This is a genomic window from Massilia sp. Masssp94 (assembly GCF_059491305.1).
Map to the genome: position 1 here is coordinate 620,268 of NZ_CP168501.1, position 14,770 is coordinate 635,037.

The following is a 14,770-nucleotide window of genomic DNA, read 5'->3' on the forward strand; positions in this document are numbered from 1 at the left end:
CCGGTGCACGGCCGTCGACGATTGTGACACAGTTTGTATATCCTATTTAAATATTTGGGTCCGCCCGGACCTGATTCGCAAGGTCCCGCCCCTGCTCGAACGCCGTCAAACTCTCGATGGTCGTCCGCATGATCTGTCCGATGGCTTCCACCGTGAAAAATGCCTGGTGCCCGGTGACGATCACATTCGGAAACGACACCAGCCGCTGGATGACGTCGTCCGTGATGATCGTCGACGACAGATCCTGGAAGAACAGGCTCGCTTCCTGCTCGTACACGTCGATCGCGAGACCGCCCAGCTGCCCCGTCTTCAGCGCGGCAATCGCGGCCTCCGTGTCGACCAGTCCGCCGCGGCTCGTGTTCACGAGGATGCTGCCCCGCTTCGCCCGCGCCAGCGATGCCGCGTTCACGATGTGGCGTGTCTCTTCCGTCAGCGGGCAGTGCAGCGAGACGACGTCGCTGCAGTCGAGCAGTTCGTCGATGCTCGCGTAGCGCCCGCCCAGCGCCTCGAACGCGGGCGACGGGTAGCGGTCGTGGCCGACCACCGTGCACCCGAAGCCGGTCATGATGCGGGCGAAGATCGTGCCGATCTTGCCCGTGCCGATCACGCCCACGGTCTTGCCGTGCAGGTCGAAGCCCATCAGGCCGTGCAGGTCGAAGTTGCCGTCGCGCGTGCGGGCGCTCGCGCGGGCGATCTTGCGGTTGACGGCCAGCAGCAGGCCCACCGCGAATTCCGCCACCGAGTGCGGCGAATAGTCCGTGACGCGCACGACGGCGAGGCCGAGCCGTTCCGCCGCGGCGACGTCGATGTGGTTGTAGCCGGTGGAGCGCGTCGCCACCAGCCGCGTGCCCTGCTGCGCGAGCAGCGCGAGGACCTCTGCGTCGACCGTGTCGTTGACGAAGACGCAGACGGCCGCGCAGCCTGTCGCGAGTGCGGCCGTCGACGGCGTCAGGCGGTCTTCCAGGAAGCGCAGGTCGTGGCCGGCTTCCCGGTTGGCGTCCGACAGCATCGATTTGTCGTACGGACGGGCACTGAAGATGGCGGTTTTCATGACCGCCAGTCTAGCGCAATCAGGGCGCGAGGCCCGCCATCAGCGCATCCAGTGTCGCCTGGCCGCGCACCTGGTACGTGCGGCGGTCGAAGATGCTGCCCGACTGGTCGTCCGGTGCCCCGACGTCCCAGAAGAACGGCAGCACGCCGTTGGCGCGGGCCTTCTTGACGACGTAGGTGTGGTAGTAGTTGCGCGACTTGAGGTGCAGCGCCAGCGAGTCGCCCGTCAGGTTCGTGCGACGCTGGGCAGCGAATTCGCCGAGCAGGACCGGAATGCCCTTGTCGACGAACGCCGTCTTCAGGCTCGCGAATTGGGCATCGACGTAGTCTTCCTCGCCCCACGTCGGATTGCGGTCGGTATCCGTCGTCGAGTGGTTGCCCGCGCCCCAGTAATAGGCCTGCTTGCCCCAGGATTCATCCTTGTTCATCAGCGCGAAATTGAACGGCGCGTAGAAGTGGATCTCGGCCATCATCCGGCCGGCGACCTTGTCGGCCGGCAGCGTCGGCATGTATTTCACCAGCAGGTCGATGTTGGTCTCCGGGGCCTGCACGACCAGCACGCGGTAGGCGTTGCGGCCGCCGGTGGAGCGCACGGCGTCGACGAAGGTCTGGTGATAGCTCTGCAGGACGGCGACTGCCGTTTTCAGCGTCGGCACGTCGGTATTCTGCTCGTTGCCCGTCGCCGGTTCGTTGGCGCTGGCGAACATCACGTGGTCGTCGAAATCGCGCAAGGTCGTCGCGATCTGCTCCCAGTATGCCTTCTGCTTGGCATTCACGGCATCCTTCTTGTCGGGTGTGATGTTCTTTTCCAGCCAGCCGCCGTCCCAGTGGATGTTGACCAGAACGTACATATCGTTGTCGACACAATACTGAACAACCTGTTTCACGCGGGCGAGCCAGGTGGCGCTGATCTGGCCCGTCTTCTGGTCCGCGTACTGGTCCCACGCCACGGGCAGGCGGATGGCGTTGAAGCCGGCTTTCTTGACGGTCTGGATGAGTTCGTTCGTGATCAGCGGATTGCCCCAGGCCGTTTCGCCGCCGATGGCTTCCATCGTGTTGCCGATGTTGAAACCGATGCGGATCGATGCCGCGATCTGCTGGGCGTCGTGCGACATGCCCGACATGTCGGACGGGATGGGATTCGTGTTGTAGCTCGGGTATGTGCCTGCGGTCGGTGCGGGCGTGGGTGTCGGCGTGGGTGTCGGCGTGGGCGTTGGCGTCGGTGCAGGCGCCGGTGCGGGCGTGACGGCAACCGGTGCGGTTGCCGGCGATGCGGAACCGCCGCCGCCGCCGCAACCGGCGAGCAATGCCGCGAGCAATGCGGCGGACAGCGTGGACAAGGCTTTCATGGATCTCCTCCAGGTATTTCTAATAAACCTGCAGGGTAGAAAAATCTTATGCCTTGAGGATAGCTATTGGCGGAAAATTGCTAACAATATGCAGATTGTTGAAGGATTTTTGGAGGCTGTGTTAGCGATGCGGGCTTTGCAGCGCGCGCCCTCGGCGCGCGGGGCCGTCCGCCTTGCGGACGGCAGATGGGCGATTCGGAGAGGGCTGGGCTCGTAGGCCCAGCCCTTCGAATCCCACCGCGCAGGGCGCGCAGGCGCCCTGCTCTCTCCGCCAAAACAAAAAAGGCCCCGGTGGGGCCTTGTTTGTTCTGGCGGAGAGGGTGGGATTCGAACCCACGGTACGGTCACCCGTACGCCTGATTTCGAGTCAGGTACATTCGACCACTCTGCCACCTCTCCTGGTAACCGGTCGCTTGTATTCGCGTGAGGCCGCATTATAGACGGCCTCCAGCGAAAACGGAAGGGCTATTTGATCACGCCGCCGGTGCCAGTCGCTCCAGCCCGCCCATGTACGGGCGCAGCACCTCCGGGATCACGACGCTGCCATCCGCCTGCTGGTAATTCTCCAGCACGGCGACGAGCGTGCGGCCCACGGCCAGGCCCGAACCGTTCAGCGTGTGCAGCAGTTCCGGCTTGCCCTTGGCGTTGCGGAAGCGGGCCTGCATGCGGCGGGCCTGGAAATCTTCGCAGTTCGACAGCGACGAGATCTCGCGGTACGTGTTCTGCGCCGGCAGCCACACTTCCAGGTCATAGGTCTTCGCGGCCGAAAAGCCCATGTCGCCCGTGCACAGCTGCATCACGCGGTACGGCAGCCCCAGGTTCTTCAGGATCGTCTCGGCCTGGCCCACCATCTCTTCCAGCGCGTCGTACGACTGTTCCGGATGCGCGATCTGCACGAGCTCGACCTTGTCGAACTGGTGCTGGCGGATCATGCCGCGAGTGTCGCGGCCGTAGCTGCCCGCTTCCGAGCGGAAGCACGGGGTGTGCGCCGTCATCTTGATCGGCAGGGTGTCAAGCGCGACGATCTCGTCGCGCACCATGTTGGTCAGCGACACTTCCGACGTCGGAATCAGGTAGAAATTCTCGCCCTCGCCTTCCGCGCCGCCCTTTTTCACCGCGAACAGGTCTTCCTCGAACTTCGGCAGCTGGCCCGTGCCGCGCAGCGAATCCGCGTTGACCATGTACGGGGTGTAGCACTCGGTGTAGCCGTGCTGGCCCGTGTGCGTGTCCAGCATGTATTGCGCCAGCGCGCGGTGCAGGCGGGCGATGCCGCCTTTCATCACGGCGAAGCGCGAGCCCGTCAGCTTGGTCGCGGTGTCGAAATCGAGGCCCAGCGGGCTGCCGACGTCGACGTGGTCCTTGACTTCGAAATCGAAGGCGCGCGGCGTGCCCACCTTGCGGACTTCCACGTTGCCCGACTCGTCCTGGCCCACCGGCGTCGACGGGTGCGGCAGGTTCGGGATCGCGGCCATGAAGTGCGCCAGCTGGTCCTGCACCTGGGCGAGCGCGGTTTCGTTGGCCTTCAGCTCGTCGCCGATGCCGGCCACTTCCGCCATCACGGCGCTCGTGTCCTCGCCCTTGCCTTTCAGCATGCCGATCTGCTTGGACAGCGAGTTGCGCTTGCCCTGCAATTCCTCGGTGCGCGTCTGGATCGCCTTGCGCTCGGCTTCGAGGGCGCTGAAGCCGGCGACGTCGAGCTGGTACTTGCGGCTCGCGAGGCGTGCGGCGACGTTGTCGATGTCTTTGCGGAGGAGTTGAATGTCTATCATTGTCGGGATTGTCGCAGGGTGGGATATCGAAACCGCAATTGTACCAAGTCGTAGGCGGCGCATGTCCTCATCCGCGCGCCGATCTTTTGGGCATGCACGACAGTCCAATGGCCAGGAGGCCGTCCATGGATGTCGACTGGGAAACGCTGTTTACGTTCAGCTTGCCGCCGCTGGAACTGTTCGTGCGCGGCACGCTGACGTACCTGTTCCTGTTCTGCCTGTTCCGCTTCGTCGTGCGGCGCGACGCCGGGGCGCTGGGCCTGTCCGACCTGCTCGTGCTGGTGATCATCGCCGACGCCGCCCAGAATGCCATGGCCGGCGACTACCTCTCCATCGTCGACGGTTTCCTGCTGATCGGCACCATCATCGGCTGGAGCTACGGCCTGAACTGGCTGAGTTACCGCTTTCCCCGCTTCCGCCGGTTCGCGCTGGCGCCGCCGATCTGCATCATCAAGGATGGCGTCAAGCAGGACGCCGCGCTGCGCCGCGAGCTGATCAGCGACGAGGAATTGCGGGCCATGCTGCACGAACACGAAGTGGAGGACATCGCCCAGGTCCGGCGCGCCTGGCTGGAGCCGGACGGCCAGTTGACGGTGCTGCGCCGGCGCGGATCGCGCGACGATGGCGGCACGGGCGGCCAGCCGCGCCGCGGGTTGTAGTCAGTCCGCGCGGGCGTCGTCGTCCAGGCTGCGCAGCCACGCCAGCTTTTCCGCGATCTTCGCCTCGATCCCGCGCGGCACCGGCTGGTACCAGCCCGGCTCCGGCATGCCGTCCGGCAAATAGGTTTCGCCGGCCGCGTACGCATGCGGCTCGTCGTGCGCGTAGCGGTATTCGTGGCCATAGCCCAGTTCCTTCATGAGCTTGGTCGGCGCGTTGCGCAAATGGACGGGCACTTCGCGCGATTTGTCCTTGCGCACGAACGCCATCGCGGCATTGAACGCGTTGTAGCCGGCATTGCTCTTGGCGGCGATGGCGAGGTAGATGACGGCCTGGCCCAGCGCCAGTTCGCCCTCCGGCGACCCGAGGCGCTCGTAGGTCTCGACCGCATCGTTCGCGAGCTGGATGGCGCGCGGGTCGGCGATGCCGATGTCTTCCCACGCCATGCGGACGATGCGCCGCCCCAGGTATTTCGGATCGGCGCCGCCGTCCAGCATCCGGCACAGCCAGTACAGCGCGGCGTCGGGATGCGAGCCGCGCACGGATTTGTGCAGCGCGGAGATCTGGTCGTAGAAATTGTCGCCGCCCTTGTCGAAGCGGCGCGCGTTCAGGGTCAGCGCGTTCTCGACGAATTCGCGCGTGATGTGGGTCGTCTGCGCCGTGTTGGCCGACGTTTTCGTCTGCTCCAGCAGGTTCAGGAAGCGGCGGGCGTCGCCGTCCGCGTAGCCGATCAGCGTTTGCACGGCGACGTCGTCGAACTGCAGGTGCGCCAAGCCGCCCTGCTGGCGCGCGCGTTCCAGCAACTGGCGCATCTCGTCGTCGTTCAGCGCCTTCAGCACGTAGACCTGCGAGCGCGACAGCAGTGCCGAATTGACTTCGAAGGACGGGTTTTCCGTCGTCGCGCCGATCAGCGTGACGAGGCCGGATTCGACGAACGGCAGCAGCGCGTCCTGCTGCGACTTGTTGAAGCGGTGGATCTCGTCGATGAACAGGATCGTGTGGTGGCCGGACGCCAGGTAGTGCTCGGCCTGTTCGATGGCGGCGCGGATGTCCTTCACGCCCGACAGCACCGCGGACAGCGCGATGAATTCGCAGTCGAACGCGTTCGCCGTGAGGCGCGCCAGCGTGGTCTTGCCGACGCCCGGCGGGCCCCACAGGATCATCGAATGCGGCCGGCCCGACTTGAACACGAGGTTCAGCGGCTTGCCCTCGCCCAGCAAATGGCTTTGGCCGATCACCTCGGCGATCGTCTTCGGGCGCAGGCTTTCCGCCAGCGGGGCGGCGGGTTCGGTCTTGAAAAGGTCATCCATGGGCTGCGTTGTTATAGTTCATCTTGCCTATGTATGGCCGGCGCGTTGAAAGCGCAAGTGGCTTACTGCAAGGGGTCTACTGATTAACGACCTCCGCACCTTTCGGCACGTCGAACTTGAACGTCTGCGCGCCGAGCGCCGGGTTGCGCTGGACGTTCGTGAATTTCAGCAGCACGGTCTGGCCGAAGTTGTCCTTCAACTCCATCGCCTGCGGGAAGCCGTCCTTGAGGCCGATGCCGATCTGTTCGAACGTCGTGTCCTTCGATTTCGGCGTCGCGTTCAGCCATTCCAGGCCGTCGTGCGTGCCCGCTTCGGCCAAGGTGAAATTCTTGTCCAGGTCATTGCTGCCGAACAGGATCGCGGCCGGCGAGCTGCCCAGCGCGCCGCCCAGCTTGCGCGTCGTGACCTGGTTCAGGTCCTTGTCGTACAGGTACAGCGTCTCGCCGTCGGCCTGCAGCAGTTGCTCGTACGGCTTCTGGTACGTCCAGATGAATTTGCCGGGGCGCGCGAACACGAAGGTGCCGCTGGACGTCTTGCCGGTCTTGGTCTTCATGACCTGCGTCTGGGTAAACTCGCCGCGGGCGGATTTGGTGCCCGACACGAAGGATTTGAACTGGTCGAGGGCGGTGGCGTGGGCCGCGCCCGCGATCAGGAAGGTGGTGGCGATCAGTGTTTGTTTCAGTTTCTGTTTTACCATGGTCATTCCGCGTTCGTTGCAGGCACCAGGATGTCCCGGTTGCCGTTCGACTGCATCGGCGACACGATGCCGCTTTGCTCCATCTGCTCGAGCAGGCGTGCGGCGCGGTTGTAGCCGATGCGCAGGTGGCGCTGCACCAGCGAGATCGACGCCCGGCGGTTCTTCAGCACCACGGCCACGGCCTGGTCGTACATCGCGTCGGACTCGCCGCCGCCTTCGCCGGCCGGCACGCCGTCGGCGCCGCCGCCGTCTTCGGCGACGCCGCCTTCGAGGATGCCTTCAATGTAATTCGGTTCGCCCGTGGACTGGAGATGTTTTACAACTCGATGCACTTCGTCGTCCGACACGAACGCGCCGTGCACGCGGACCGGCAGGCCCGTGCCCGGCGGCATGTACAGCATGTCGCCCATGCCCAGCAGCGTTTCCGCGCCCATCTGGTCGAGAATCGTGCGTGAGTCGATCTTGGACGACACCTGGAACGCGATACGCGTCGGGATGTTCGCCTTGATCAGGCCCGTGATGACGTCCACGGACGGGCGCTGCGTCGCGAGAATCAAGTGGATGCCGGCCGCGCGCGCCTTCTGGGCGATACGGGCAATCAGCTCCTCGACCTTCTTGCCGACCACCATCATCAGGTCGGCGAGCTCGTCGATGATGATGACGATCGTCGGCAGTTTATCCAGCGGTTCCGGTGCGTCCGGCGTCAGCGAGAACGGATTCGGGATGTGTTCCTCGCGCTTGGCCGCTTCCGCGATCTTGCCGTTGTAGCCGGCCAGGTTGCGCACGCCCAGCTTCGACATCAGTTTATAGCGCCGCTCCATCTCGTTCACGGCCCAGTTCAGCGCGTGGCCGGCCTGGCGCATGTCCGTCACGACCGGCGCCAGCAGGTGCGGAATACCTTCGTACACCGACATCTCCAGCATCTTCGGGTCGATCAGGATCAGGCGCACGTCGGCCGGATCGGCTTTATAGAGCAGCGACAGGATCGTCGCGTTGATGCCGACGGATTTACCGGAACCGGTCGTACCCGCCACCAGCAGGTGCGGCATCTTCGCGAGGTCGGCGACGACCGGCTTGCCGGCGATGTCCTTGCCCAGCGCGACCGTCAGGCTGGATGCGCTGTCGCCATAGACTTTCGAGCCGAGGATTTCCGTCAGGCGCACGATCTGGCGCTTCGGATTCGGCAGCTCGAGCGCCATGTAGTTCTTGCCGGGGATCGTCTCGACGACGCGGATCGACGTCAGCGACAGCGAACGCGCCAGGTCGCGCGCCAGGTTGACGATCTGGCTGCCCTTCACGCCCGTCGCCGGCTCGATTTCGTAGCGGGTGACGACCGGGCCCGGATACGCGGCCACGACCTTCGCCTCGACGCCGAAGTCGGACAGCTTCTTCTCGATCAGGCGGCTCGTGAATTCCAGCGTGTCGACGGCGACGGATTCCTGGACGGGCGGCGCCTCGTCCAGCAGCGCCAGCGGCGGCAGCGTGCTGTCGCCATGGACCTCGAACAGGTGCGACTGGCGTTCCTTTTCGGCGCGCTCGGAACGCGGCACGCTCGTCATCGCCGGTTCGATCTTGATCGGCGACGGATTCGGCGCGGATGCCGGCGGCAGCGGCGCGGTCGGCTTCGCGGGTGCGCGCGGCGCGACGGGCGCGTCATCCGGCTCGTCGAACGACGGTTCGAACGCGCCTGCCGCCGGCGGCGCCTCCGCATCGTCGATCTGCGGCTCGGCGCGGGCGCGTGCCAGCTTCGCGTCGCCGCGCGCCTTCACCTTCGCCTTCATCTTCGCGAGGAAGCCCGGCGCCGGCGGCGCGGCGTCCTGTGGATCGTCGAACTCGTCGTCGCGCGGCGTCTCGATGCGGACCGGCGAACCGGCATGTTTTTCCACGTACTTGGCGCGCTCGTGCACGACGACCTCGTCGCGCTTGTGCGCCGCCACTTCGCCGTAGCGGCGGTCTTCGCGGTCTTCGTAGCGCAGGCGGAACCAGTCCCACGTCGTCTCGACGGATTCGCCGATGCGCTCGGCGACGGCCAGCCACGACACCTGGAAATACCAGGAAAAACCGAGGCCGAACAGCAGCAGCAGGAGCAAGGTCGCGCCCGTGAAGCCGAACGCGGTGTGGGCGGAATGGCCGATCAGTTGGCCGAGCACGCCGCCGGCCGCGCGCGGCAACTCGACTTTCAGCGACCACATGCGCAGGTATTCCAATCCCACGCTGCCGGCGAACATCAGCACGAAACCGATCCAGCGGATCAGGGTCTCGCCCTGGTGCTCGGGCTCCTGCTCCGCTTCCTGGACGATGAACCGCGTGTGCAGCCGCCGATAGCCCTTCCACACGGCGCGCGTAAAGCAGACGCACAGCCACCAGGCGGAAAAGCCGAAGATGAATAACAATAAGTCGGCCATCCAGGCGCCGGCGCGGCCGCCCAGGTTGGCGACGTGGGCGACCGCGTTCTCGTGCGACCAGCCCGGATCGGCCTTGTTATAGCTGAGCAAAATGAGGACGAAATACAACAACGCGACGGCCGTGGCCAGCCAGCGCGCCTCCGACAACAGCCGCACGAGCCGGTTCGGCAGCGGCTGGCGGGGCGGTCGCGGCTTGTGAGTATAGGTCGTGCTTGTCGATGGACTATTCTTGCTCATTGCGGTGTGAAACGGTACTGCCGGGTAACAATTCCCCGAAGATGACCATTCTAAGCGATATAGCGCCGCGTTGGCCCCACGATTCATGCTTGTTTGCATCATCGACTATAATCCCGGGTTCGACGCCTCTTGATTCCCGCACTGCCCGGCCCCACTTTCCGGGCATCATCCAATAGAAGAAGTTCACACATGACCACTCGCAAACATGCCAAAGTCCTGATCCTCGGTTCCGGCCCAGCCGGTTACAGCGCTGCCGTGTACGCCGCGCGCGCCAATCTCAGTCCGATGCTGGTGACCGGTGTCGAGCAGGGTGGTCAACTGATGACGACGACCGACGTCGAGAACTGGCCGGGCGACCCGCTGGGCGTGCAAGGTCCGGAACTGATGCAGCGCCTGCTGCAGCACGCCGAGCGCTTCAATACCGAGATCGTGTTCGACCATATCCACACGACCTACCTGAACGAGAAGCCGATCCGCCTGGTGGGCGACTCGCACGAGTTCACGTGCGACGCGCTGATCATCGCGACCGGCGCCTCCGCGCAATACCTCGGCCTGCCCAGCGAACAGGAATTCATGGGCAAGGGCGTGTCCGCCTGCGCCACGTGCGACGGCTTCTTCTACCGCAACCAGGAAGTGGCGGTGATCGGCGGCGGCAACACCGCGGTCGAGGAAGCGCTGTACCTGTCGAACATCGCGACGAAGGTCACGCTGATCCACCGCCGCGACAAGTTCCGCGCCGAGCCGATCCTGGTCGACCGCCTCATGGCCAAGGTCGCAGAAGGCAAGATCGTGCTGGAACTGAACCAGACGCTGGACGAGGTCAAGGGCGACCAGAGCGGTGTGACCGGCCTGCAGCTGAAATCGACGGACGGCGGTTCGACCAAGGAGCTCAAGGTGCACGGCCTGTTCGTGGCGATCGGCCACAAGCCGAACACGGGCATCTTCGAAGGCCAGATCGACATGCACAACGGCTATATCAAGACCCGCGGCGGCAGCGAAGGCATGGCCACCGCGACCAACGTCCCGGGCGTGTTCGCGGCCGGCGACGTGCAGGACCACGTGTACCGCCAGGCGATCACGTCGTCGGGTTCGGGCTGCATGGCCGCGCTGGATGCCCAGCGTTACCTTGAAGCCCTGGAGTAACGCCCGGGTTGCCGGGGGCAACCCGGCGAATCTAGATGAGGTTTTATGGCGATGAAGGACTTCGCTGAACTGAAATCCCTGCGCGACAAGCTCAAGGAAGACGAAAGGCTGCGCGCCATCGAAAAGGCCGAGCGGGAAAAGCGCGAGCGCATCGCGCGCGAGCACGCCGTCGAATTCCGCACGGCCGTCACGGACGTCGTCAAGATGCCCGAGTCGGACCGCTACGTGTGGCGCCCGATGCACGAATTCGAAACGCGCGGCCAGCCCCTGCCCACGCGTCCCCGCACCCTGGAAGAAGAAACGGCCGCCGTGCTGCGCGAGTCGATGCTGTCCGACCAGTTCGACGTGGACGGCCTGCTCGACGAAGATCCGTCCCTCAGCTGGTCGGCGCCGGGCGTCGGCCCGGACGTGGTGAAAAAGCTGCGCAAGCGCCACTGGCCCGTCGAGGACGAGCTGGACCTGCACGGCCTCACACGCGACCTGGCGCGCCGCCACGTCGACGCCTATCTCCGCAAATCCACCAGGCGCGGCATCCGCTGCGTGCGCATCATCCACGGCGTGGGCTATGGTTCGGCCGGCGGCGAACCGGTCCTGCGCGGGATGGTCCACAGCTGGCTCGTGCAGACGGGCGACGTGGTCGCGTTCTGCGTCGCGAACCGGGCCGACGGGGGCAATGGCGCATTGATCGTCCTCCTGCGCCCCGCACTGCTCGACTGAACACATCCATTCAAGCACGTTTCATCGTCAAGAATCCGCAACGATCTGACGAAACGGGTAAGATGCAGACTCGTAGCGCCACGGTGGCCCTGCCAGTATAAGGATGAGTGAGTGGAGTCCAGTACGCCCGAACCGATGGCAGTGCCGCAGCGGGTCGATCTGCAGAATTGTGCGGACGAACCGATCCATCTCCCCGGCTCGATCCAGCCGCACGGCGCCCTCCTCTTCCTGTCGGACGCCGGGCGCGTCGAAGGCTGGAGCACCAACATCGCCACCGTCATGGACCACGAACCCGCGCTGGGACAACCCTTCGGCACGCTCGGGCTGCCGGGGGCGGTGACTGAACTCATCCAGGAATGCCTGGCCACGATCGAGGACGGCGAAGCACCGGCCTCGGTGGCGGCCCTGTCCATCGGCGGGCGCGAATACGATTGCGTCGTGCACGCACACATGCGGCGCGTGCTCGTCGAATTCGAGGCGCGCGACGTCAGCATCGAGGAAGTCGCCCAGTTCGCGATCAAGGCGCACTCGTCGATCGACCGCCTGCGCCGCCAGCGCAGCATCGACGGCCTGCTGGAAGCGGCCGTGCGCCAGATCCGCGACTTCACGGGTTTCGACCGCGTGATGGCCTACGCTTTTCGCAGCGACGATTCCGGCGACGTGGTGGCCGAGGCACGCCGCGACGACCTCGTGCCCTACCTCGGCCAGCGCTACCCGGCCGGCGACATCCCGCCACAGGCGCGCCGACTGTACGTGCTGAACACCCTGCGCATGATCGCCGACGTCGGCTACCACGCCGTGCCGCTGCTCGGCGCGGAAGGCGGCGCGCCGCTCGACATGAGCTTCGCCGTGCTGCGCAGCGTGTCGCCGATCCACGTGGAGTATCTGCAGAACATGGGCGTGGGCGCGTCGATGAGTGTGTCGATCGTCATCCACGGCCGCCTGTGGGGCCTGATCGCGTGCCACCACATGGCGCCGAAGCGCGTGCCCTACTCCGTGCGGATGGCGGCCGACGTGCTCGCGCAGGTGATCGCCTCGACCGTGCAAGGCATCGAGGCGCGCGAGGACGCGGAACTGGTCGAGCATGCGGCCAAGGTGCGCACGAGCCTCGTCGAATCGCTGCTGCTGGAAGAAGACCCGCTCGAAGCCCTCGTCGAGCATGGCGACGGCCTGCTCGAATCCACGCATGCGCAGGCGCTCGTCGTCTGCCAGTACGGGCACGTCGTGTGCCGCGGCGTCGACCAGGCGCTGGGGGACGCCATCGTCGCGTCGCTGCCGGCCGAGCCGCACGACACCGTCATCCGGACGTCCGTGAAGGAGTGGCCGGACGCGATCCAGGCCCGGCTCGGCAAATGGGTCGGCATGCTGGGCCTGCCATTCGACCCGCCCAGCGGCGGCTGGTGCGTGCTGCTGCGCACCGAACAGATCGAGGAAGTTGCCTGGGGCGGCAAGCCGGACAAGACCCAGGCCGGCCCGCTGGGCGAGCGCCTGACGCCGCGCGGTTCGTTCGAGGCGTGGCACGAGACCGTGCGCGGCCTCGCCCACCCGTGGGAAGACGGCATCCTCACGCATGCGCGCATGATGCTGGGCGAACTGGCGCGCGTGTCGAACGCGCGCCGCGCCCAGACGGAATCCACGCGCGCGCAACTGCTCGCCATGCTGGGCCACGACCTGCGCGACCCGCTCAACTCGATCAACATGGCCGGCATGGTCCTCGAACGCACGGACGGCGTCGGCAACAAGGGCACGCTGGGCAAGCGCATCCAGTCGTCCAGCAACCGCATGCAGCGCATGATCGGCCAGGTGCTGGACATGAGCCGCATCGACCGCGGCCTCTCGCTCGGCATCGACCTCCAGCCCGTCGACCTGGCGGCCCTCGCCTGCGACATGGTCGAGGAAGCGCGCCTCGCCTATCCGACCATCGTCTACGATTTGCACACCGTCGGGCCGGCGTTCGTGCTGGCGGATGGGGGCCGGCTCGGCCAGGTGATCTCCAACCTGCTGTCCAACGCCCGCCACCACGGCGAACCGAACCAGCCGATTACGATCCGCCTCGCGCCGCGCGACGGTATCGCCGTGCTGGAAATCGCGAACGCGGGCGCGCCGATTCCGGAAGAGACGGCAAGCGCGCTGTTCAATCCATTCAAGCGCAGTTCGCTGAACAATCCGCGCAACCGCACGGGCATGGGCCTCGGCCTCTACATCGCCCAGCAGATCGTGCGCGAGCACGAGGGCGAGATCGACTACCGCCACGAGGGCGGCAAGGTGATCTTCGCCGTGCGCCTGCCGCTGGCACCGAACGCCAGCTGACGCGGCCCGGGCCCTCTCCTCCCGCATGCACCTCATCACCGTCATTGAAATCGTTGCGATCCTGGTGGGCGCGTTCTCGGGATTCATCGAGGCGCGGAGAAAGCGCATGGACGTGGTGGGGGTGTTCACGGTGGCCTTCATCGCCGCATTCGGCGGCGGCACCCTGCGCGACATCCTGCTCGATAAACGGCCGCTGTTCTGGGTGATCCACCAGGAATACGCGATCCTGATCTTCGTGCTGGCCCTCGTCGCGACGCCGCTGATCCGCACCCTGCGCCAGATCGTGTCGGAACGGCTGATCGTCATCGCCGACGCGGTCGGCCTGGGGCTGTTTTCCGTGGCGGGCGTATCGTCCGCGCTGGACGCGCACATGCCGCTGTTCATCGCCTCGATGATGGGCGTGATCACGGGGATCTTCGGCGGCGTGATGCGCGACATCGTCTGCAACGAAGTGCCGATGGTGTTCAGGGACGGCAAGCCCTACGCGATCTGCGCGTTCCTCGGCAACTGGATGTTCCTGCTGCTGGGGATGAACGGCTTCCCGCACGATTTCGCGCTGTGGTCCAGCGCGATGTTCATCGTCGTGTTCCGGCTGGTGGCGTGGAGGTTCGATGTGCGGGTGGGGCGGTAAGGCCACGTAACACATGAACACCGTCATTCCCGCGAAGGCGGGAATCCATGCTGACTCTCAGAATCAGGTCAACGCGGCGTCACTGTGCCAATTACCGGAGCCTCAGTATGGGTCCCCGCCTTCGCGGGGACGACGTTATACGGCGTCCGGCCCCGTCTCGCCCGTACGGATACGAATCACCTGCTCCACTTCCTGCACGAAGATCTTGCCGTCGCCGATCTTGCCGGTGCGCGCCGCCTTGATGATCGCGTCCACGACCTGCTCGGTCAGCGCATCGTCGACCACCACTTCGATCTTCACCTTGGGCAGGAAGTCGACCACGTATTCGGCGCCGCGGTACAGTTCCGTGTGGCCCTTCTGGCGGCCGAAGCCCTTCACTTCCGTGACGGTAAGGCCGGTGACGTTCACTTCCGCCAGCGCCTCGCGCACTTCGTCCAGTTTGAACGGCTTGATCACGCAGGTAATCTGTTTCATGTTTATCTCCTAAAAATTTCC

12 protein-coding genes and 1 tRNA gene are annotated in these 14,770 nt (G+C 65.4%); 5 read left to right on the top strand and 8 right to left on the bottom strand.

Features of this window, described 5'->3' with window-relative positions:
* Positions 1–46 precede the first annotated feature (46 nt).
* The 4 genes from ACEN9G_RS02590 to serS all read right to left on the bottom strand — a co-directional run bounded on the left by ACEN9G_RS02590 (position 47) and on the right by serS (position 4,168).
* Positions 47–1,051 (bottom strand): 2-hydroxyacid dehydrogenase, encoded by a 1,005-nt coding sequence (locus ACEN9G_RS02590; protein ID WP_413344400.1) that lies wholly within the window; start codon positions 1,049–1,051, stop codon positions 47–49.
* A gap of 19 nt (positions 1,052–1,070) precedes the next feature.
* The gene (locus ACEN9G_RS02595) at positions 1,071–2,399 is read right to left on the bottom strand and encodes a glycoside hydrolase family 5 protein (protein WP_413344402.1); all 1,329 of its coding nucleotides are present in this window, start codon (positions 2,397–2,399) and stop codon (positions 1,071–1,073) included.
* 309 nt (positions 2,400–2,708) lie between these two features.
* Positions 2,709–2,798, bottom strand: a tRNA-Ser gene (locus ACEN9G_RS02600).
* 74 nt (positions 2,799–2,872) lie between these two features.
* A complete protein-coding gene (gene serS, locus ACEN9G_RS02605) occupies positions 2,873–4,168 on the bottom strand; it encodes a serine--tRNA ligase (protein WP_413344082.1) in 1,296 nt (431 codons plus the stop codon).
* A gap of 125 nt (positions 4,169–4,293) precedes the next feature.
* Here serS and ACEN9G_RS02610 point away from each other — a divergent pair, with 125 nt between their 5' ends.
* Positions 4,294–4,827 (top strand): DUF421 domain-containing protein, encoded by a 534-nt coding sequence (locus tag ACEN9G_RS02610; RefSeq protein ID WP_413344084.1) that lies wholly within the window; start codon positions 4,294–4,296, stop codon positions 4,825–4,827.
* Here the strand turns inward: ACEN9G_RS02610 and ACEN9G_RS02615 are convergent, their stop codons facing one another.
* The 3 genes from ACEN9G_RS02615 to ACEN9G_RS02625 form a co-directional block, all read right to left on the bottom strand.
* Complete coding sequence (locus ACEN9G_RS02615) at positions 4,828–6,135, bottom strand: replication-associated recombination protein A (RefSeq protein WP_413344086.1); 1,308 nt, start codon at positions 6,133–6,135, stop codon at positions 4,828–4,830. It abuts the gene before it with no gap.
* A 76-nt stretch (positions 6,136–6,211) separates the two neighbouring features.
* Positions 6,212–6,838 carry an outer membrane lipoprotein chaperone LolA gene (gene lolA / locus ACEN9G_RS02620; RefSeq protein WP_483127655.1) on the bottom strand — a complete coding sequence of 209 codons (627 nt, stop codon included), beginning with the start codon at positions 6,836–6,838 and terminating at the stop codon, positions 6,212–6,214.
* Positions 6,835–9,474, bottom strand: coding sequence for a DNA translocase FtsK (locus tag ACEN9G_RS02625; RefSeq protein WP_483127656.1), 2,640 nt, complete (start codon positions 9,472–9,474; stop codon positions 6,835–6,837). The genes lolA and ACEN9G_RS02625 overlap by 4 nt, the downstream gene beginning before the upstream one ends.
* Before the next feature lie 189 nt (positions 9,475–9,663).
* On the opposite strand from ACEN9G_RS02625, the gene trxB reads away from it, so the two are divergent.
* The 4 genes from trxB to ACEN9G_RS02645 all read left to right on the top strand — a co-directional run bounded on the left by trxB (position 9,664) and on the right by ACEN9G_RS02645 (position 14,275).
* Positions 9,664–10,617, top strand: coding sequence for a thioredoxin-disulfide reductase (gene trxB, locus ACEN9G_RS02630; RefSeq protein ID WP_413345516.1), 954 nt, complete (start codon positions 9,664–9,666; stop codon positions 10,615–10,617).
* A gap of 51 nt (positions 10,618–10,668) precedes the next feature.
* Positions 10,669–11,334, top strand: coding sequence for a Smr/MutS family protein (locus ACEN9G_RS02635; protein WP_413340744.1), 666 nt, complete (start codon positions 10,669–10,671; stop codon positions 11,332–11,334).
* 111 nt (positions 11,335–11,445) lie between these two features.
* Complete coding sequence (locus ACEN9G_RS02640) at positions 11,446–13,644, top strand: ATP-binding protein (protein WP_413340742.1); 2,199 nt, start codon at positions 11,446–11,448, stop codon at positions 13,642–13,644.
* Between the two features lie 25 nt (positions 13,645–13,669).
* On the top strand, positions 13,670–14,275 hold the full coding sequence (locus tag ACEN9G_RS02645; protein WP_056127730.1) for a trimeric intracellular cation channel family protein: 606 nt from the start codon (positions 13,670–13,672) through the stop codon (positions 14,273–14,275).
* A gap of 135 nt (positions 14,276–14,410) precedes the next feature.
* Here ACEN9G_RS02645 and ACEN9G_RS02650 read toward each other — a convergent pair whose 3' ends face one another.
* Positions 14,411–14,749, bottom strand: a complete 339-nt coding sequence (locus ACEN9G_RS02650) for a P-II family nitrogen regulator (RefSeq protein ID WP_036236923.1) — start codon at positions 14,747–14,749, stop codon at positions 14,411–14,413.
* Positions 14,750–14,770 lie beyond the last annotated feature (21 nt).

Bases quoted from the DNA above. Each gene is read 5' to 3' on its own strand.
- ACEN9G_RS02590 (WP_413344400.1), bottom strand. From the start codon at position 1,051: ATGAAAACCGCCATCTTCAGTGCCCGTCCGTACGACAAATCGATGCTG.
- ACEN9G_RS02595 (WP_413344402.1), bottom strand. From the start codon at position 2,399: ATGAAAGCCTTGTCCACGCTGTCCGCCGCATTGCTCGCGGCATTGCTC.
- serS (WP_413344082.1), bottom strand. From the start codon at position 4,168: ATGATAGACATTCAACTCCTCCGCAAAGACATCGACAACGTCGCCGCA.
- ACEN9G_RS02610 (WP_413344084.1), top strand. From the start codon at position 4,294: ATGGATGTCGACTGGGAAACGCTGTTTACGTTCAGCTTGCCGCCGCTG.
- ACEN9G_RS02615 (WP_413344086.1), bottom strand. From the start codon at position 6,135: ATGGATGACCTTTTCAAGACCGAACCCGCCGCCCCGCTGGCGGAAAGC.
- lolA (WP_483127655.1), bottom strand. From the start codon at position 6,838: ATGACCATGGTAAAACAGAAACTGAAACAAACACTGATCGCCACCACC.
- ACEN9G_RS02625 (WP_483127656.1), bottom strand. From the start codon at position 9,474: ATGAGCAAGAATAGTCCATCGACAAGCACGACCTATACTCACAAGCCG.
- trxB (WP_413345516.1), top strand. From the start codon at position 9,664: ATGACCACTCGCAAACATGCCAAAGTCCTGATCCTCGGTTCCGGCCCA.
- ACEN9G_RS02635 (WP_413340744.1), top strand. From the start codon at position 10,669: ATGAAGGACTTCGCTGAACTGAAATCCCTGCGCGACAAGCTCAAGGAA.
- ACEN9G_RS02645 (WP_056127730.1), top strand. From the start codon at position 13,670: ATGCACCTCATCACCGTCATTGAAATCGTTGCGATCCTGGTGGGCGCG.
- ACEN9G_RS02650 (WP_036236923.1), bottom strand. From the start codon at position 14,749: ATGAAACAGATTACCTGCGTGATCAAGCCGTTCAAACTGGACGAAGTG.